Source organism: Niastella sp. sgz303648 (genome assembly GCF_059587045.1).
Window position 1 is genome coordinate 471999 of the sequence record NZ_JCAPSW010000002.1, and the last position, 20353, is coordinate 492351.

The 20353-nt window shown below is 43.9% G+C and carries 14 protein-coding genes; 3 read left to right on the forward strand and 11 right to left on the reverse strand.

Annotated elements, in window-relative coordinates:
• Positions 1-37 precede the first annotated feature (37 nt).
• Complete coding sequence (locus tag AC59IL_RS06505; RefSeq protein ID WP_496551290.1) at positions 38-2860, forward strand: TonB-dependent receptor domain-containing protein; 2823 nt, start codon at positions 38-40, stop codon at positions 2858-2860.
• Between the two features lie 4 nt (positions 2861-2864).
• Here AC59IL_RS06505 and AC59IL_RS06510 read toward each other — a convergent pair whose 3' ends face one another.
• Positions 2865-4190: a T9SS type A sorting domain-containing protein gene (locus AC59IL_RS06510; protein WP_496551291.1), complete on the reverse strand. Its 1326-nt coding sequence runs from the start codon at positions 4188-4190 to the stop codon at positions 2865-2867.
• A gap of 368 nt (positions 4191-4558) precedes the next feature.
• Positions 4559-5182 (reverse strand): hypothetical protein, encoded by a 624-nt coding sequence (locus tag AC59IL_RS06515; RefSeq protein WP_496551292.1) that lies wholly within the window; start codon positions 5180-5182, stop codon positions 4559-4561.
• A 194-nt stretch (positions 5183-5376) separates the two neighbouring features.
• On the opposite strand from AC59IL_RS06515, the gene AC59IL_RS06520 reads away from it, so the two are divergent.
• On the forward strand, positions 5377-5877 hold the full coding sequence (locus AC59IL_RS06520; RefSeq protein ID WP_496551293.1) for a hypothetical protein: 501 nt from the start codon (positions 5377-5379) through the stop codon (positions 5875-5877).
• A gap of 13 nt (positions 5878-5890) precedes the next feature.
• Here AC59IL_RS06520 and AC59IL_RS06525 read toward each other — a convergent pair whose 3' ends face one another.
• The 3 genes from AC59IL_RS06525 to AC59IL_RS06535 form a co-directional block, all read right to left on the reverse strand.
• Positions 5891-6820, reverse strand: coding sequence for a transglutaminase-like domain-containing protein (locus AC59IL_RS06525; RefSeq protein WP_496551294.1), 930 nt, complete (start codon positions 6818-6820; stop codon positions 5891-5893).
• Positions 6821-7199: 379 nt separating this feature from the next.
• Positions 7200-7838: a response regulator gene (locus AC59IL_RS06530; RefSeq protein WP_496551295.1), complete on the reverse strand. Its 639-nt coding sequence runs from the start codon at positions 7836-7838 to the stop codon at positions 7200-7202.
• A gap of 470 nt (positions 7839-8308) precedes the next feature.
• Complete coding sequence (locus AC59IL_RS06535; protein WP_496551296.1) at positions 8309-9439, reverse strand: redoxin family protein; 1131 nt, start codon at positions 9437-9439, stop codon at positions 8309-8311.
• Between the two features lie 143 nt (positions 9440-9582).
• Between AC59IL_RS06535 and AC59IL_RS06540 the strand changes: the two genes are divergently transcribed.
• Entirely contained in the window at positions 9583-11097 is a 1515-nt protein-coding gene (locus AC59IL_RS06540; protein ID WP_496551297.1) for a TolB family protein, read from the forward strand.
• A 223-nt stretch (positions 11098-11320) separates the two neighbouring features.
• Here the strand turns inward: AC59IL_RS06540 and AC59IL_RS06545 are convergent, their stop codons facing one another.
• The 6 genes from AC59IL_RS06545 to AC59IL_RS06570 all read right to left on the reverse strand — a co-directional run bounded on the left by AC59IL_RS06545 (position 11321) and on the right by AC59IL_RS06570 (position 20291).
• Positions 11321-12397, reverse strand: a complete 1077-nt coding sequence (locus AC59IL_RS06545; protein WP_496551298.1) for an endo-1,4-beta-xylanase — start codon at positions 12395-12397, stop codon at positions 11321-11323.
• Between the two features lie 63 nt (positions 12398-12460).
• Entirely contained in the window at positions 12461-12772 is a 312-nt protein-coding gene (locus tag AC59IL_RS06550; RefSeq protein WP_496551299.1) for a hypothetical protein, read from the reverse strand.
• 294 nt (positions 12773-13066) lie between these two features.
• The gene (locus AC59IL_RS06555; RefSeq protein ID WP_496551300.1) at positions 13067-15910 is read right to left on the reverse strand and encodes a glycosyl hydrolase 115 family protein; all 2844 of its coding nucleotides are present in this window, start codon (positions 15908-15910) and stop codon (positions 13067-13069) included.
• A gap of 198 nt (positions 15911-16108) precedes the next feature.
• On the reverse strand, positions 16109-16861 hold the full coding sequence (locus AC59IL_RS06560; protein ID WP_496551301.1) for an SDR family NAD(P)-dependent oxidoreductase: 753 nt from the start codon (positions 16859-16861) through the stop codon (positions 16109-16111).
• Between the two features lie 47 nt (positions 16862-16908).
• Positions 16909-19056, reverse strand: a complete 2148-nt coding sequence (locus tag AC59IL_RS06565) for an alpha-glucuronidase family glycosyl hydrolase (RefSeq protein ID WP_496551302.1) — start codon at positions 19054-19056, stop codon at positions 16909-16911.
• A 209-nt stretch (positions 19057-19265) separates the two neighbouring features.
• Entirely contained in the window at positions 19266-20291 is a 1026-nt protein-coding gene (locus AC59IL_RS06570; protein ID WP_496551303.1) for a LacI family DNA-binding transcriptional regulator, read from the reverse strand.
• Positions 20292-20353: the final 62 nt, after the last annotated feature.

Here is a 20353-nt window from a genome sequence, read left to right on the forward strand (position 1 = left end):
TTAATGGTCACGTGAGGTAACACCCAAAAGAAATTGCATGCGAAAAACTGTTCTGCTTATCCTGTTGCTGTTTTCTGCGTATATACTAACTGCACAAAACAAGGTTACAGGAAAAGTGGTTGATGGTATGAACCGGTTTCCTTTACCGGATGCCACTGTTACCCTGATTAATCCGGTCGATTCGGCAGCTGCAGGCTTTGCCGTGGCCGATAAAAACGGTTTGTTTGAAATAAAGAATCTTCATAAGGGAAACTATCAGCTGGGTATAACTTATACCGGCTACAGGCCTTTTACAAAAAACCTTGATATTACTTTATCACAGTTTGTTATTGATCTCGATACCATTTACATGCAGCCCGATACTTCGATGCTTACCAGTGTTATTGTGTCGGCGCCACCCATCACCATTAAAAAAGATACTGTTGAGTTTAAGGCCAGCATGTTTAAAACCAAACCCAATGCAACGGTCGAAGACCTGTTAAAGAAATTACCCGGTGTTGAAGTTGATAAGGATGGAAAAATACAGGCGCAGGGTGAAGAGATCACCAAAATATATGTCGACGGAAAAGAATTCTTCAGCAATGACCCCAAGCTGGCTACCCGCAATTTATCGTCGGATATGATTGAAAGCATACAGGTTTTTGACGATATGAGTGACCAGGCGAAGTTTACAAAAATCGATGACGGCAGCCGCAAACGCACTATTAATATCAAGCTTAAAAAAGACAGCAAACGCGGCATATTCGGCCGCAGCAGCGCTTCAATAGGCACCAGCGACCGGTACGAAGGCAGTGCATCAGTGAATATGTTTAAAGACAGCAGGCAGCTATCTGTGCTGGGCGGCGCCAATAACATTAACCGGTTAGGTTTTACCAGCAACGACCTCATCAGCAGTATGGGTGGTATGGGCAATGTGAGTGGCGGTGGCGGACGAGGCGGCCGTGGTGGCGGAGGCGGAGGAGGTGGCAGCACCAACAATGGCAATACGAAATCGTGGAGCGCGGGTGTTAATTACCGTGATGAATGGGGGCCGAAGATCGACATCAGCGGTAATTATTTTGTATCGCAAACAAGCACCAGCAATTTTACTTCAGGTTACCGGCAAAGTTTTTTTGCCAACGATTCCTCTGCGCTCGCCAGTTCAACATCGAACAGTAAGAACGTTAACACCAGCCATCGCTTTGGGTTACGGTTCGAATACCTGATCGACAGCATGAATTCGATATTGCTTACGCCAACGCTGAATTTGCAACATGCCGAATCGTTCAGTGATGAAACGCTTGGCACACAGGCCGTAAGCCCAAAATTCAATTATAAAGCCATTCAGGGCGAAAGCCACCGTTCGAATATACGCGACGGTCAGCTTTTTACCAATGAACTGTTGTTCCGTCATCGCTTTAATAAACCGGGCCGCACGTTTACTATGGGATGGTCGACCTCGCTCAACAACAGCGATGGCGAAGGGTTTAATATTTCGCCGTATTATTTTTATAATCCCGACAGCAGCCAAAGCCGTTTCGATAACCGCCGGCAACGAAATGATCAGCTTACCCATTCTTTTAATAATATCATCAGTTCATCCTTAACCGAAATGTTCGGTACCGATAAAATATGGGAACTGAATTATGCCTACACCATCAATAAAAGCAACAGCGATCGCAATACGTACGATTTTGATTCAACCACGCAGCGCTTCGACAGCATCAATAAACCGCTTACCAGTTATTTTGAAAACCTGTTTACTGCCAGCAGACTGGGCTCTAATTTCAGGGTAAAAAAGCTCAAATATGATTATCAGTTTGGCGGCGCTGTACAATTTGCTTCGCTGCAGAATTTAAGCAACCGCGCTACCTCGGGAAAAGACAGTAGCATGAAGCAGCAGTACACCAATTTTTTCCCGAATGCTTCTTTTAACTATAATCCGGCGCCGCGAACAAGTTTTCGGTTTAATTACCGCGGCAGTTCGCGTGCTCCGAGTATCAGTCAATTGCAGGATGTTCAGGATGTAAGCAATCCGTTAAATATCCGCACCGGTAATCCTGATCTTAAACAGGAGTTTACGCATAATGTAAACATCAGTTATAATACTTTTAATGTAAATAACTTTCTGTATCTGAACCTGAATGTGGCAGGCTCAATAGTGAGCAACAAAATTGTAAACAGCATCAGCAAGCTGAGTGATGGAGTGCAATTGACCCGGCCCGAAAACCTCAATGGCGCCGGCGACCTTACTTTTTCAGGCACCATTGGTATTCCGCTTTCAAAAGTAACTACCGGCCGCCGCAGTCCGCTGAATATTAATTTATCTACATACCTGCGGTACAACCGCGATGTGAGCAAGCTCGATGATCGGCTGAACTTCAACTATACACGCGGCATAGGTCAGCGTTTTCACTTTACGTATTTCATTCAGGACAAGCTCGACCTGGTGGCCAGTGCAAGCTTTAATTATAACGATGCCCGGTACAGTGTGCAGCAAAGTTTGAACTATACCTATTTCAATCATCATTATGCAATAGATGTAACCTATACGTTTTTCAAAAGGTTTATGATCAATAACGATTTTGATTATTATATAAACACCGGGCGGGCACAGGGTTTTAACCAGCCAATCCCCTTGTGGAATGCTTATGTATCCTGTTTATTATTCAAAAAACAAAATGGCGAATTGCGTATCAGCGGGGTTGACCTGCTGAACCAGAATAAAAGTATTAACCGCTCGGTAGGTGATAACTATATTGAAGATACCTACACACGCGTACTGCAGCGCTTCTTCCTTGTAAGTTTTATGTACAGGTTCAAAAGCTTTGGCAAGGGTGCTTTTTCTTCATCCCGGGAGCACGGCGGCAGGATGCATTAAATCGTTATTCAATCAGCAGCTTCCTGAATACCGCTGTTTGCGTTCCGGTAAATTTTATAAAATACATGCCCGGTATTAAATGGGCAGGCAAATTGAAGCGCGTTATGCCTGTAGCGGCGCTGATGGTTGCCTGATATACCTGCTGCCCCGACCGATTAAATATAGCCATATTTGTATAGGAGTGGTTCTGCGGTAATTGAAGAAATATGGCTTCCCGGGCAGGGTTAGGAAATACCAATAGGCTGTTATCTTCAGTATTAACGCCTGGAAGTAAAACCGGTGAATATTGAACCAGTTGTGCACTGTTAATGCGTAGCCTGAAAAATTTTGGGGTTTCAGATAAAGGCAATGAAAATGTGCAGGTGGTTGTACCGGTTGATTGGGTAAGCATTGGTTCATAGGGGCTGGTGGTAAAATTCCGGCCATCGGCTGAGTATTCGAGTATGTTATCCGATACCGGTAATTCATTATCAATTACACCGATTAATTGAAAATATTCTCCGGCCGTTTGGCTATAAAACTTAAGGATAGTTACCGGCAATACAACGGTTAATACCGAATTGGCTGCCGAGCCGCAGGTCGAAGTTGTGCCTGGAGGCGCGAGATTAAAATTGCCACAGGCATTGCAGGTATAGGCGGCAGGATGTGATACAAAAGCTGCACCTGCTGCGGCCGTAAACTTAATGTGCGAGTCGTTTTTCGAGGCAGACAAGTATCCGTTTACAACACTTTGTGTCATGGGAGCATGTACTACGAAGTAAGAAACACCTGTACTGGTTTCGGTAAAGAACCCATCTTTATTCAGGTTAAACGAAGAGCATAATTCGATTACCGATCCGTTTCCAATTTTTACCGTGGCGCCCGAAGCGCCGGCTGTCCAGGCGCCGGTTACCTGCATTACAGCAAAATCATTCACAGCGATATTGGTTTGCCCCTGTGAAAAGGACCCTGTTATATTCAAAAAGCCACCGTTACATATAACTAAATTATCAATTGTTGAAACGGGAGTTGTACTGTTACCTGTAAACGTACCGGTAATAATTAGTTTAGCACCGAATTTTACGAGTATTACACCTGTTTTATTAAGGACCACATCTTTTAATGTAACTGTACCCGCCTGTATAACAAGGGTGCCGTTAATAGTATAGGTATTACTGCTTAAATCGGTTGTTGTTGAAACACACCAGGTACTGCCCTGGGCAAGCGTAGCTACCCCGGCCGGCAGAGTAGTGATGGCGCCCGACGGGCAACCTCCTGTGCATTGAGCTATAAGCTGTGAAGAAGTAAATGCTGTAATGAATATCAATAGAATAGTACGTATATATTTCATAGGAGGAAAGTATTAAGGATGAAGATTGATTTGCAAATTAGCTTACACGTTTTAGTTATACAATAGCAAAAGTCCCAATAGCATATAATGATAATATGATATTGAAAATTCAAGCCATTATCAATGATAAAAACTACTGATTCGAGTGTTGATGAACGTATAGCTTTATTCTATCTTGCACCTGCTTCATATATACATTTTGGTTTCAGAGGTAACCATAGCCGTCCATTTCGATGGAGGGCTTTTTTATTTAACAGGCAATAGGCAATAAGCAATAGACAATAAGCAATAGGCAAATAGAAGTAGGAATAGGCATGCAGTAGCAAGGCTTGCCGATTGCCAATTGCCAATTGCCAATTGCTCATTGCCTATTGGCCAAGTCTGCTGCAAAACGTATTCAGGTGCATGCTGATTTCATTAACGGGTAAGTGCAGAATGTCGGCTATTGCCGTAACATCTTTTCCCTGGCATAATAACAGCAGGATGTTCTTTTCGGGAGAGCTCATAGAAACATAGTATTCGCCGGGGGCCATCCAATCGCGGGTAAGACAATAATCATTGTACAGGGTGTAGAATAATTCGGAGATATATCGTTCATTGGCCGATATGCGTATATAGGCCCTTTGTATTTCTTCCATGCATTCGTACCGGTGAACATAGGCATCGATGCCTAATTGCTCCATTTTTTCAATAACAGTGTGGTTATAATGACTGGCATACACCATCAGCTTCGGATAGCCAAACCGCTTTTTTAATGCGGTCAGCGCTTTCCAGATCGATTCAGCGTCATGACCCGGCAATATGCCAATCACCAGTAAGTCGAATGTATTGCCCGAATTAGCAGCAGATGATAAAGCAGAAAAAACAGAAGATTCGTAGTCGATGGTTACAGATGTATTCAGGGCGGTAAATGTTTCGAGCAGGCCAAAAGCAATAACGGGTATATCGTCAATGACCAGCACTCTGTTCAACGTATAGGATACTTTTTTCATATAGGTTTATTCAGGATATGATGAAGGCACAGGAATCAAGGCACAAGGCCCAAGGTACAAGGCACAAGGCATAGCGTTCAGGACAAAACTAAAGTTTCGCACAAATCATAAAATGACTTGAAATAGTAGTTTTTAATGGCCTTTTTGTCACCAATCTTTGCATCAATCCGAAAATTATTTAAAACTAATATCTATTGTACTCTATCACTACTATTACCCCCTGCATGACCGTGTATAATTCAGTTTTATTAAACCAAAACGGCATCATTCAGCAGGTACGGACTACTTTTCTTAGTAGCCGCTCATCTCTTAAAAAAGTTGAAACGTATGTTACGTTGTATACTTTTTCAGTTTGCATGGAAGGGCAATTTACCAGGGGCTTTGTGCCCTACCGGTTCGACGTGGATGATGCGGAGCCGGATGATGAACATCATTCGGCCCTGCAGGATATTATTCTTGCAGGCAGCAACTTCATCCACCGGCAAAAGCGGATGTTTAATCCGTGTTATGCCGAACTGGTAGTAGCTTTTGCCAACAAAGACACCTGTAATCTGACCGACATGAAGGACATCCTGCGCGGTGTGCTGAATTATTACAACAAGAAGTGCAACTGGCCAAACTGGAAGGCTTTTGCCTGGCGAAAGATTAATACGCCCGATAATAGCGTGATGGTGGCAGTTTCGCTTGGGAAATAAACGGCCGCTGAAGTCAGGAGTGTTCAACAGCTACAGGTGTTTGGGACGCCTGCCGCTTTCCGGTATTAATAGTATGTACCGGAAAAGGGAGGGTATTGGTTTGCCGTTGGGGTAGCCTTAACCGATGTATTTTGAACAGGCGGCGAAGGGAAAACGCCAGCACAAATAATGAAATAACAAGCGTGCATTGAAAAGCCATGCGGTACGGTTGCAAAAAATAAGTGCGTAATGAAATGTGTTCGGTTCTTTCGGCGCCGATTACATGTTGCAGCAGTTTTTTTACCAGCGGAAACAGGACCGGTATTTTGTTCCAGTTGGTGTATTGAACGCCGGCATAATTGTATGAATGGTCGTAATTCGCAGGCACCTGTTTGGCATAATAAGGCCAGTTTTGTTGCACCTGTGCAAAACCGGCTAATTGACCTTTAGGAGTTATAAAGTAAAGGTCGTATAAAGGATCCAGCACTACCCAGCCATGCGAAGTATGCGCTTCAATAACAATATGACCGCCGGGCTGATCATTCGGTGTCATTTGTGCAAAACGTACGGCAATGCCGCCGGTTTGCAATATACCTGCCAGCACCCTTGAATAACTGCCGCAGGCGCCGCTGCCCGTCATCAGATCGAACGATACGGGGTATACCATGCCGGCTTTAAATCCTGTAAATGGCTGATCGCTGAAAACCGGTTGCCTGTTTGCCAGTAAAGAATGGCTTACATGCATTGCCTGTAACAGAAACGAGTCTTCGTGTTGCGCAACTGCGGGTGATGATCGTATGTTGGCAACAAGATGGTTAAATAATTGCGATTCGTATTGCCACTCGGTATATGTATAAATTAGTATACTAAGCAGTATGCCTTTAAAAAAGGCCGGGATATAGCGGTTTTTCAATATTCCATCCGGAACCAACTGTTGTATGTTTTGTAGTGGAAACACCCTCATGAATAAGTGTGTACTTTACCAAATGGAAGCTATATCCCGGCACATACGTGTGAACCCGTTCATGCCGGTTCTAACTGGTTTTTCAATAATGATGTGGAATTTGTTTGGGGCCGGTGAGTGAGCCATCCGCCGGGTGACAGATGGCTCCACCTAAGATCCGTCAATTGACCCTTACCCCGTCCCTTGAGGGGTGTAGTATTTTTAGTTCATTTATCCCGGCGAAAGCGCTGTTAACCCTTCTTCTCTCTATGCCCCGGTGTGTTGGTGGCTATGAATAATCAAAAATAATTAGCGAATCATGTTCATTTACCTGCTTTAGTTAATAGTATTTATGTAGGAACCGGTAAATACTTACACATATCAGGTATATACAACCGATTCAGATCGTTTTCTGTAATATCTTCGATATAAGCTCCGATTTCGATTCAACACCCAGCTTCTGGTAAATATTTTTTAAATGGTGATTGATGGTATACACCGATACATACATTCTTTTTGCCATTTCCTTATACGAAAGACCTTCCTTTAACAGATTTACCAGTTCCATTTCGCGTTTTGTTAGTTTGGCAGCCAGTTGTTCCGATACATTTCCTTTCAGATGATCAATTAGTTTTTTGGCTGCTTTGGGCGATAAACAGGCGCCTGAATTGTATACATCCCTGATTGAGCTGTAAATATCCATCAGCTTCGAGTTCTTGATCAAAAAGCCGCTGGCGCCTGCTTTCAGCGATTGTACAATGTATTTTTCATCATCATCGCCGCTAAGCATTATGATCCTGCAATGGGGATATACATCCAATATGGTTTGCAACCCTTCATTACCGGCATGTTTCGGCTGGTTAATATCGAGCAATACAATGTCAGGATCAGGTACATGCAGCCCCTGTCGCATGGTTTTTGCGAGTTCTCCGAGCGACATGAAGGTGAACACAACTGAGATGTCGGAAAAGTCCTGGAGGAATTCTTTATAGCTGTTTAACAAAAAGTAATTGTCATCGATCAAGCCGACTTTAATCATGGTTTAGAGGTTGGGTTACAGTTTTAAATGGGAATTGAATCCAGTAAATTTATTTACAGTCAGGGATAAACGGTAGTACTATGAATAGTACATGATTGATAATAGTTACAATAAAAACTACTTAATATAGTTGCTCATCCGGGCGGGCAGGAAAATCAGTTGCGTAAAACCATACATCAACAGTAACAGTTAATCGAATAATTTTTGTTAAAAGAGAATTTCGTTTGATGATATGTGTATTGTAAAACCGGGCAGCGGATAACCGGATGCTACACTATCGGATAAAGCATAATCAATTACTTGAATATGTTTAATGAATAATGTATGCCTGCTTTCAAAGTTAGTTACAAAATTTACGAAAAAAGATTGAAAGGAAAAAAGAAACAAATTGCAAGGCACAGGAAACAAGGCTCAAGCCGTTAAAATTCAGTCAGCGTGACTAACCCGCAAGACCTTGAACCTTGCGCCTTCTAATAGTATCTACCTATGAGTGGATTATCGACAATTAGTTTTTTCATGGTTGCCTCATCGATGGGTCCTTGTTTGGCGTACACGATTTTACCACCAGGCTCAACAAGAATAGTATAGGGCAATGCGCCCTGCCAGTTGGGATCGATAGCTTCTATCAGTTTGTATTTATCATCTATCGAAAAAAGATAATTGGTGTTAGACGCCTGTTGCTTCTTCAAAAACTGGTACACTTTTTCTTTTTTGGCCGGATCGTCGGCACTGATACTGATAAATTCAAAATCACGCTGGCGATACATTCTGTTCATGGAAATAAATTCAGGAAATTCTGTAACGCAAGGGCCACACCAGGTTGCCCATAAGTTTATCAGCCGCAGTTTACCGCTATTGTTTTTCAGCAATTCTTTTATACCTGCTTCATCTATCATATTCACGGTAACCGGTTCTTTGGCCCATTCTTCAAAACCCTTTTTTACCAGGTCGGTTTTTTCGGCCCATTTAATAGAGCAGCCAAATACTTTGGTGGTTTCAACGGGCACTGGTTTGTTTTGTAACAAAGCATCAATAGCAGCGCGGGTATCAAACCCGGTGGGCGTTTTGGAAGGCTTTTCTACATTATCGATCCGCCCCTGGTAACGCAGTTTACGTGCTTTATCAAAAATAAAAACATGCGGTGTGGCTGCTGGTCCGTAGGCTTTGGCTGTTTCCTGTGTTTTACCATCGTATAAATAAGGAAAGTTAAAGTGCTTTTGTTTGGCACGTATTTTCATTTCTTCGAACGAATCGCTCATATCGGTGTAGCCCAGCTCATCGAGGCGTACTGATTTCGGGTCATTGGGCATAATAGCAACCACTGCAACGCCTTTTGATCTGTAATCATTGGTGAGCTGAATGATCCTGTCTTCATACGCCTGTGCAGTAGGACAATGATTACAGGTAAAAATAATTACCAGCACAGCGGCATTTTTGAATGATCCCAGCGTATACGTTTTGCCATCAACGCCGGGCAGTGTAAAGTTTGGCGCCTGTGAGCCGATGGCCAGGGTTTTATGTTCTTCATAAGTAAGGGTGTCTTTTGCAGGCGCAGGCAGCAGGGCGCTCAGCAGTACGAATGTTACAAACAAACCCTTCATAAAAGATTATTTTATGAAAAGTTACAATTTTATAAAAGGAGACTCTTATTTTTATAGAACACTTTTTTCCTGCGTTCGCAATGACCCGTCGGGTCCCGCGTGGTTTACGAGATCCATCCTGTAATTATTTTAACTGTAATTATATGAAGGTATCACCTTTTCTCTTTCTCATTTTTTTGTATTCATTTGGCATGGCCCAACCGAAAACGGCTGGTATTTTCGATTATCTGGCCGATGTTGGCAATCCTAAAAAGGCAGGCTCAGTTCAATATGATGCAGGTTCACAAACCTATACGCTGAAGGGCGCCGGCTATAATATCTGGTTCAACCGCGATGAGTTTCAGTATGCGTATAAGAAAATAAAAGGAGATTTTATTTTAACCGCCAACTTTGAATTTGCGGGGCAGGGTAGCAATCACCATCGTAAAATAGGGTGGATGGTGCGCGCCTCAACCGATGCAGAAGCCATTCATATGAGCGCTGTGTCGCATGGCGACGGATTAACGGTAATGCAATGGCGGCCTCTGCGTGGCGCTTATATGCGTGATCCCGAGGATGAACTTTTCTTTTCAAAAAAGAATTTTCAGATCATTCAACTGGAGCGCAATGGAAATAAATTTATCATGCGGGTGGCACATCCGGGCGAACCGCTGCAGGTGGTGGGTGTGAAGGAATTGCCCGAAATGCCCGATTCGGCACTGGCTGGCTTATTCATTTGTTCGCACGATGCGGATATTGTTGAAGAAGCACACGTATGGAATGTGCGCATCGACCAGCCGGTACCCGACAATTATAATGCATACAAGCAGGGGTTTATAAAAAGCCGTCTTGAAGTAATGAACGTTTGGGATGGACATAGAAAGGTGATTCATGAATCAACAGGCCGTTTTGAAGCACCCAATTTCATGCCCGGCGGAAAGAAACTGTTGTTCAATGCCGGCGGCCTGCTATACACCATTCCGGTTGAAGGCGGCACTCCTGAAAAGTTTGCCGTTGGTGATCTTGACCAGATGAATAACGATCACGGCATTTCGTTCGATGGAAAGCAGCTGGCTGTAAGTCATCACAGGGAAGGATTGCCGGGCGGTGGTTCTTCGGTGTACGTAATGCCGCTGGCGGGCGGTACGCCAAAGATGCTCACGACAAAAACGCCATCATACTGGCATGGATGGTCGGCCGATAATAAAGAAGTGTTGTATGTGGCGCAACGCGACAGCGGGGTGTATAACATTTATAAAATGAACATCACTGGCGGCGCTGAAGTGCCGCTTACAACCAATAAAACCGGTCATGTAGACGGCCCCGAATATTCACCCGACGGAAAATACATTTACTACAACGCGAACGTTACCGGCACCATGCAGATCTGGCGTATGAAACCCGATGGATCGGGCAAGGAGCAAATTACATTTGACGAATACCATAACTGGTTCCCGCATATTTCGCCCGATGGTAAATGGATGGCCTTTATTTCATTTCCGCCTGAGATCGATCCGGCCGATCATCCTTTTTATAAAAGAGTATTGCTGCGCCTGATGCCATTAACGGCTGTTGGCGCCCCGCGCGTTATTGCCTACATTTATGGCGGACAGGGAACTATCAACGTGCCTTCGTGGTCGCCTGATGGTAAGTATATTGCGTTTGTGAGCAATTATTAGCTTCGCTGCGCTCAGCTATGCAGTGGCGCTAAGAGGATATAAGAGTTGAAAGAGAAAAAAAGAGATTTTTATAAACAGTCCTTTACTCTTTGAGTCTCTACCGCTATAAGAGTCGGGTACTAAAAGATTTTTAAGCCTGTATGCAAAAAGTGTTCTGTATTCTCTTTTTTTCTCCTTTTTCTCTTTTAAGCTCTTAGCGCAACTGCAAAAAACTTCGAAGTACTCAAAATTTTATAACCTCATAAAATGCTTTTTTCGGCTGCAGATTTTGATCGAACAGCAATGGATAATTTTTTCGGCCGGCAACAGGATAATCATCTAACCATGTGTGTTTATCAGATACACCCCAGAACGTAACACCGGTGATCACATTTTTATAGTCACGCAAAATGCGGAACACTTTTTTATATTGTTCCAGTTGTTGCTGTTCGCGTTCGGCAGTAAGTTCATCGGATTCGCCGGGTTGTTTTGAACGCCGGTTCTTTTCCCACCGGTATACCGATATATCCAGTTCGGTGATCTGTACTTTTAACCCGAGTGATGAAAATTTTTCAATGGTATTGCGAAGCTCGCTTTCGGTTGGTTCATATAACGACCAGTGCGCCTGCAATCCTACACCGTTAATGGGAACTTTGGCATCTGTTAATTTTTTCAGCAACTGATATACCCGTTCTGCTTTTTGCGACCTTTCGGTATTGTAATCATTATAAAACAAAACTGCATTGGGGTCGGCGGCATGGGCGTATTCAAATGCTTTCGCAATAAAATCCTCTCCGCATATCTGGTACCAGAGCGAGTTGCGCAACAACCGGGTACTGTCGTCGTCAACAGCTTCGTTCACCACATCCCAGGCATACACTTTTCCCTTGTAACGTTTTACCACGGTGGTGATGTGGTCTTTTAACCGTTGTAACAACACTTCTTTGGTTACGGTATTTCCCAATGAATCTTTGAACAACCAGGCTGGTGTTTGCTCGTGCCAGCATAAAGCATGTCCGCGCACTTTGATTCCATTAGTTTGTGCAAACTGAACGATCGAATCGGCAAACGCAAAATTGTATCTGTGTTCCTGCGGATGAACAGGCCCCATTTTCATGGCATTTTCGGGGGTAATGCTGTTGAATTGTTGTACGATCAGTTGTGCATCGGGACCGGTGAGCGACCGCGGACTAACTGCTACGCCAATGGGAAAGTAATCTTTGTAATAATCTTTCAGACCTTTGGTAACTTGAGCAGTAGTTCCGGTGGCCAATAAAATCATCAGCAACGGTACTATGCTGTATAAGGATATTTTTTTCATGTCAGGTTTCTTTTATCAACTCTTTTAAGAACTCAAATGCTTCTTCGTGTCGTTAGGCACAAATTAACTTTCTACTTCATTCTTCTTCGCTGCTGCAAAGTGTTCCCGTATAAGCGCATGATACAATTTATTGCGGGTTACGTTCAGGCGCACCTGTGCTTCTTTTCTGAGTGCATCATCCGATAAAATATACCGCGCCTCGTAATTGGCTTGTTCCATAATTTCCCGGTTGCGCAATTGTTTGCGGGTTGGTTTGCGTTTTTTAATAGTGGGGTATTTGCATACCACCGTTTTATCGCCATATTGTTTAATTACAAGCTGCCTGCCTATTTGCCCCGACAGCTTTTTTAATAATATATTTTCACTGATAGCCATAATAATTGTTTTTCAATGATGAAATGATATACTAAAGGTACTGTGAAGAACCTCTTTGATACCTCCTCTTTTTGGGTGATTATAGGTTTATTTCAGGTTCATTATTGGTTTTTCAACCTAATATAATCCTGAAAATAACCTAAGAAGACCCTAAGATGACCCTACAATACAAGGACCCATAGAGGTTGCATACAGGTTGATTATACTATGATGTCATTTATGGGTTCACCTGTTTGAGTAGTTATAAATAATGGCTTGAAAAATGGCGTCCCGCCTTACGGGATCAAATGTTGGCTATCTGGCAGGTGGCCCCAGATAACTTTGTTTCACCCCACCGAAATCTATGACCAGCTTTTGGAACACCAAACCGGGATCAACAACATATATTTTCAAAACATGATGCCCGGGTTGTTGCAATGCATGGTGTGATGTGCCGATGCGTATATTATCGCTTACCGATTGCCCCCAGGCTTTTTCTGAATTATCGGCATGCAGATTAATAACCTGCGGTGCTTCATTATCAAAAGTCACGGCATATTGCAATCCGTTCGATTCATTAAAGGGCAGGGTAGGAGAACAATACGCCATCAGACTCAGAGTGCCGGTGTCGGTGCTGTAGATGTTGTATTCAAGGTGAGGAAGCTTATCTATTGCCAAAGAACTTTTAAACGGGCTCGCAGGTTTCGAAAAGAAAGGCGTAACACCACCACCGGTACGGCCAATATCGGTTATACGTTGCCATGTAACAATATTGTCATTCACAGCGCGGGCATAGTGATCGGCTTCTATTGAAATATAACCGTTGGTTTCAACAAAAAGCGGTGTTTTTAAATTGCCTGGTATAGAGAAATTTTTAACTACAGCATAAACAACAACTTTTGTATTGTTTGGTCCGGTTATAGTAACGGGAATACGATGATTTCCTTTGGGAACCAGGTTGCGGTTAACAGAAAACCATATGCGTTGTTCTTTTTCAATACTGCCAGCTTTTGATGAAAGCTGCAACCAGGGAGCAGAGGCATCAATGGTATAATTGAAGGGTTCGCTGCCGCGATTAAACAATTCTATATAATGTTTTGATGAATCATACACCGAAAACTCTGGTAATACTGCATTTGATGTATCATCGGGCCATACCGATTCAGATCCTTCAACAGCTACCCCCATAATGGCTTTTTGCGGTACGGTAATGGTAGTAACCGCAGGCATCTTATTTACAGGTGGCTGCTGCCAGTACGTATAACCGATATGTGTTTGGTCCATCATGTGGATCCATTTGCCATTGGCCATTACCTTGTTGTATTGATAGCTGAGCAGGGAATCGGTTGCAAACAATGCAGCACAACGAGCTGCGGGATCATTGGTAGCGGCGCGCCCCTGTTTTGCGTATAAATGATTTCTGCCGGCTGTTACATACATTTCGTTCAGGTTGGCGCTTGCCTTTACCGAGTGTAATACCAGCTGAAAAAAAGCATCTTTATAAGCCTCGGGCAACTGGTGGTAAATTTTATCTGCTTCATCGGCCAGTTGGTTATAGTCCTCTACAACTTTTTCTGCTTCGCGATAATTTGTCAAACTATACGTATCGGGCGATAACAGTTCGGGTTTGCGGCGGCTGTTGTATTGCGTATATTTTGAAAGTAGTTGCGCAATGGCTTTGGAATAGGTTGAACCAAATTGTTCAGTAGCCCATGTTAGCGTATATGCGGGACCGGGGTCTGTTGTATATTGATTGGGATTCCAGGCATAATCCAGAAAGAAAGAGATGGGCAATTCCATTGGTTTGATATCTCCAACGTTCACTATCCAGATGCGGTTAACGCCATATTGCCAGGTAAGATGCATTTGTTCCCATACACGGGGAATAGAATTGGTATTTATCCATTTGTAATTTCTTGGTCCGCCTACATAATCAAAATGATAATACATGCCGTACCCGCCTGAACGTACAGGTGCAGCAGGATTGGGCAGTTTGCGCACATTGCCCCAGTTGTCGTCGCACAATAATAAGGTTACATCGTCCGGAACGCGCATGCCTTTGTCGTAATAATCCTGCACCTCTTTATACAATGCCCACAATTGTGGCGTGGCGGCGGCATCTTTGCCGGTAACATCAGAAATGATCTTTCGCTGATCGCTTACTATTCTTTCGAGTAAAGCAATATTGCTGCCGGCGCTCATAGGCATATCGCCATCGCCCCGCATACCTACTGTAACTATACTTTCATAATTGCGTTTGCGCTGAATGCCCTGCTGCCAGAATGTTTTTAAACGTGCTTCGTTTGAGTCGTAATTCCATTTGCCCGAGCCATAGCGTCGCCATTCATCGTGCGCACGCAGCATGGGCTCGTGGTGACTGGTGCCAATAACGATGCCATACTGATCGGCTACCACCGGGTTTAAAGTATCATCATCATAAAATGCATTACCCCACATGGCCGGCCACAGGTAATTGCCTTTAAGGCGCAATAACAGCTCAAATACTTTTTCATAAAATTTATGATTAAAGCCGCCAAATGTGGCTTTGCTCCATTCTGATAAAGCGGGCGCTTCGTCGTTGATGAATATGCCCCGGTAGGTTACACCCGGATATTCGAATAGTTTTTTATCGTTTTGAAAATATAATTCCTTTTGTTGTTTTACCGGTACATCGGCCCACCAGTACCAGGGCGATACTCCGATTTGTTTCGATAGTTCAAACACACCATATGCTGTTCCCCTACGGTCGCTGCCACAAATTACCAGTGCTTTGTCAACACCGGGAAAGGGTTGTTGCACCACCTGCACCTGAAAGGCTTCCCATTTGCCTTTGATACTGTCGGCATTTAACCGGTTGGTGGTAACCAGCTGGTTGATGAGCGTGCTTTTTTCGAGCGAACCAATTACAATGATATTTTTGGCCGGGTGTGCAAGCGTATGAGTGGTATCGGGCTTTTTGCCTGTTACTTTTTCAATATCGGTTTGAAGCAATGCCGCCGCCTTTTGAACAAGCCAATGGTCATTGCCGTCAACATATATCGTTGTTGCCTCGCGGGTAACCAACGGAAATGCATCCTTTACCGGTTGCCCAGGTTTTTTTTGAGCAGATAAGGTGTTGTACAGGATAAGGACAATCGTTAGCAGTACTATTTTTTTCATATGAAAGATATGTTGTAAACCTAACAGGTTTGTTTTTCAAATTTCAACAAGGTGGCCAATATAACCGGGCATGTTATAGCCTCAACATGCTCCGGTTGTACGCATGGCGACTATAACATTCCATGCTATTTTAGTAAGATGATTGCTTATGCTCATAACACGGCAGGTACTGGTAATAGACAATTATGTCCTTGTGCCTTAAAACCCAATCGAATTTCCTCCATCAACCGGAAGCACTACACCTGTAATGTACCGCGATGCATCGGTAGCGAGGAACAACGCCGCATCGCCAATATCCGATGGCGCTCCCATGGCACCGATGGGCGTACGCGACAGCGCTTTGTTTTTTCGTTCTGCGTCGTTGTTGAATGCCTTCGATGTCATTTCAGTGGCTATAAAACCGGGGGCTATGCAATTGGCGCGTATACCTTTGGGTGATAATTCAACCGCCATGGCGCGCGTCATGCCTTCGATGGCTGTTTTGGATGCAGAATAGGCTATTACTTTGGGAATGCCATACTGCGCAGCCATGGAACTGATGTTCACGATGCTTCCTTTACCGGCTGTTAGCATGTTTTTAACCACTTCGCGCGTAAGCGCAAATACTGCTGTTAAATTGGTAAGTATTACCTTTTGAAAATCTTCGTCGGTTACATCGGTGAATTCTTTTTTCATATTGATGCCTGCATTGTTCACCAGAATATCAATATGCCCGAATTGTTTTATTACCTGTTTTACGAGCGATGGAATGGCGCTCAGATCGCTTAAGTCTGTTACAATTGGTACACAAAGTTCACCCAGTTTTTGTTTTGCCTGATGCAGCTTTTCGGGATCGCGTCCTACGATCACCGTGGTAATTTTATTTTGTATAAACTTTTCTGTAATAGCTAATCCTATCCCTGAACCGCCTCCGGTTACTATTGCTACTGTTGTTGGGGTTGCTGATTTCATGACTACTTTTATTTTTCTCGTTGTTTAATTTCGTGTATGGTCAATGGTCAATTGCCTGGTACATATGGAAAACTCAACGCTTCGTAATATTCCAACGTATGGTCGGGTTGTTCGTATTGAGGCGGAATAGGTTTTTGTGAAAAGGTTTGAAAATACAACAGGCAGGCATTGCGCCACCATACTGCTTCCTGCTCCTGTATATTCAACAGCATTTGTACCTGTTTAAACCGTTCTTCATCTATATACTTATTCAGCTGTTTCCAGGTGCGTTGCATCCACCGCACTGAATCAACACCGGTATTATATTTAAAGCACAATTCTTCCCAAAGCGTTCTGCCCGATCGCATGGTATAATTCCATGGCACATGATGAAACCATAGCAAATAGTTTTCGGGGCAGTTGTGCAGGTCGTTAAATTGTTGTTGTACGGCAGGCTGGTATTGCACGAGTGCATTGCTTCCGGTAGCCGTTCTGTTAAAACCGATACCGGTTGAATCGGCTTTGTGAAAATATACAGGGTTCCAGTCGGCCCGTGTCGCTTTATTATACCAGGGAGCCGGACCATAGTGATGACTGTATCCCATAATGTGATGCAGGCCAAGCGGGGTCATATAATTGACCAGTACTTCGCGCGAATCCAGCATTATTTTTTGTACGCTGTCAACAAAAGGTTGTTTATTGGTAAAGGTTTGCCGTATCCACTCACTGGCAATTTGTGCCGAAGTAAGATCGCAGCTCCAGGCAAGCCGCCCGAGTGCATACCAGTTGGCCTGACCAAACGGATGCCCCGTCCAGTTAATATCGCTGCCGATATTGGCTACACCGGCCATTCCGCTCAGCGTATGTCCATCAGCGGCACCATCGATAATATCCGCTACCGTGCTGTTATTTTCCTTTGCATAGGTATTGGTAGAAAGAACTTCCTTAAACAGGGGAGCGAGGTAAGCAAGATGCGTGGCAAAGCCAAGGTATTCCTGCGTAAGCTGAAACTCCATCATCAGCGGTGTTTGCGGCATGGCGCCGAACAAGGGATGAAAAGGTTCGCGCGGTTGAAAATCAATAGGACCGTTCTTTACCTGTATCAGTACATTCTTTCTGAATTTTCCGTCGAGCGGTTTAAATTCATTATACGCCTGTTTAAAGCGGTCGTCGGGTTGTTCACTACTGTATACAAACGCACGCCACATTACAATACCGCCATGCGGCGCTAAGGCATCTGCCAGCATATTGGCGCCATCGGCATGAGTGCGGCCATAATTTTGTGGACCTGGCTGTCCTTCTGAATTGGCCTTTACCAGAAAGCCGCCGAAATCGGGTATATAACGGTAAATTTCATTCGCTTTTTCGGTCCACCAGCGTTGTACCTGTTCATTCAGCGGATCGGCTGTTTGCAATCCGCCGGTTTCAACCGGGGCGCTGAAGCGGGCGGTGAGATACACTTTAATATTATAAGGCCTGAATACATCGGCCAGGGCAGCTACTTTTTTCAGGTATTGTTCGGTTAGTACCATGGCATTGGCGTTTACATTGGTAAGCACCGTACCATTAATGCCAATGGATGCATTGGCGCGTGCATAATCAATATACCGCTGGTCGATATAACCGGGCAATCGCTGCCAATCCCAGATTGAGCAACCGGCATATCCGCGTTCAACCGTTCGGTTTAGGTTGTCCCAGTGGTTCAACAAACGATGGGTGATCTGTGGTACGCTGGTAATTGCAATGTGTTGCAGGGGCTGATGGGTTTGCAACAGTCGTAAAAAATGAAATACGCCATATAATATGCCTGCATCGGTATTGGCGGTAATGAGTATGATATTCTTATTGCCGGTGGTGGTAGTTCGAATAATAAATCCTTCATTACCCAGGCGTTTCAGGATGGTATCGGCAATAAGGGCGCTTATAAACGAATAATGGGCCGGCGTTCCTGCAACAACAGTTCCGCCGGCAATGGAAACCTGGTTAGGTATTTTTTTTGCCAGTAGTCCCTGCAGCCCTGTAAGCAATTCATTATTGGCAGCCTGCAGGGTAGCGGTGGCGGCGCTGCAGGCAATGCCGGTAATCTGCTGCCGGTATTGCTGCAATAAATGCGCATCATCAACGGCGTTATACCGCAACCATAAACGATAGCCGTCTTCAGCTTTTGAAGGGTAGATGATAATAACTCCAATAATAACTGCGATCCATTTTTTCATACAAATGCAATTCGAAATAATGTCTCGCGCAAAGGCGCTAAGCCGCAAAGCCGCAAAGCCTTTCTTAGCGTTCTTACAGATCGCGAAGCGATCAACTTTTGCGGCATAGCGCCTTTGCGAGATATAATATATTTGGTCCCTACAAGACCGTATTTCAATTATTGATTTTTCTACCAATATGTAATCCCTGACGGGATAATTAAACACCTTTATTTTTTTAATGACGATTCTCTTATGATCAGCTCCGACCTTAATAAAATAGTATTGGTAGCGTCAATGCTATCTACACCATTTAAATGGTTGATTAAACTGCCCGCTGCCATTTCGCCCATTTTATATCCTGGATAATTGATGGTTGTAAGGTTCGGTTCTATTACGGTTGAAACAGGATCGTTATTAAATCCCACAAAGGCAATGTCGTGCGGAATGTGCAGTCCTGCTTTTTTCAGGGCAAGCATGCATCCCACCGCACAGTTATCGTTCGCTGCAAAAACCGCATCGGGTAAAGGGTTCATTTGAAGTATCGTTTCTGCCGCCCGCATACCTGCTTCCTGGCTTAGGTTATTGATCAATACATATTCTTCGCTGAAAGGAAGTTGATGGTCGGCCAGCGCCTGCTTATAACCAGCCAGGCGGTCGATATATACATTGCGTTTTGGTGTAGCCGTAATATGTACAATGCGTTTACATCCCTGAGCTATTAAATGACTGGTGGCTTCATAAGCGCATTTGCGATTATCGATCAATACATTGGTGCAATTAGGATGATCAGCCACCCGGTCGAAAAATATAAGCGGGATATGTTTTTTGAAAAAGGGGTCAAAGTGGCTAATGTCTGCCGTGTCGTATGCCAGCGAAACCAGCATGCCATCGACCCGGTTGTTGAACATGGTTTTGGCGCTGGCCATTTCCTTGTCGGCCGATTCGCTCGACTGGCTGATGATGAGATTATACCCGGCATTGTTTAGCACGCTTTCGATACCTGCAATAACGGTGCTCATAAAATAACTGTTCAGCCGGGGAACAATAACGCCGATAGTATAAGTGCGTTGTTCGCGAAGGTTCCGGGCAAAATGATTGTACCGGTACCCCATTTCTTCGGCCAGGTCAAATATCTTTTTCCGGGTTTTTTTGCTAACAACGGGGTCATCCTTCAATGCGCGGCTAACCGTTGCAATTGAGATGTTTAGCCTACGGGCAAGATCGTAGATGGTGATTTCTTTGGGTTTTGTCATACAATCGTTTACATAGCTGATAGTAAAGGTAAAATAAAATTATTTTTAAAAAAACAATGTAA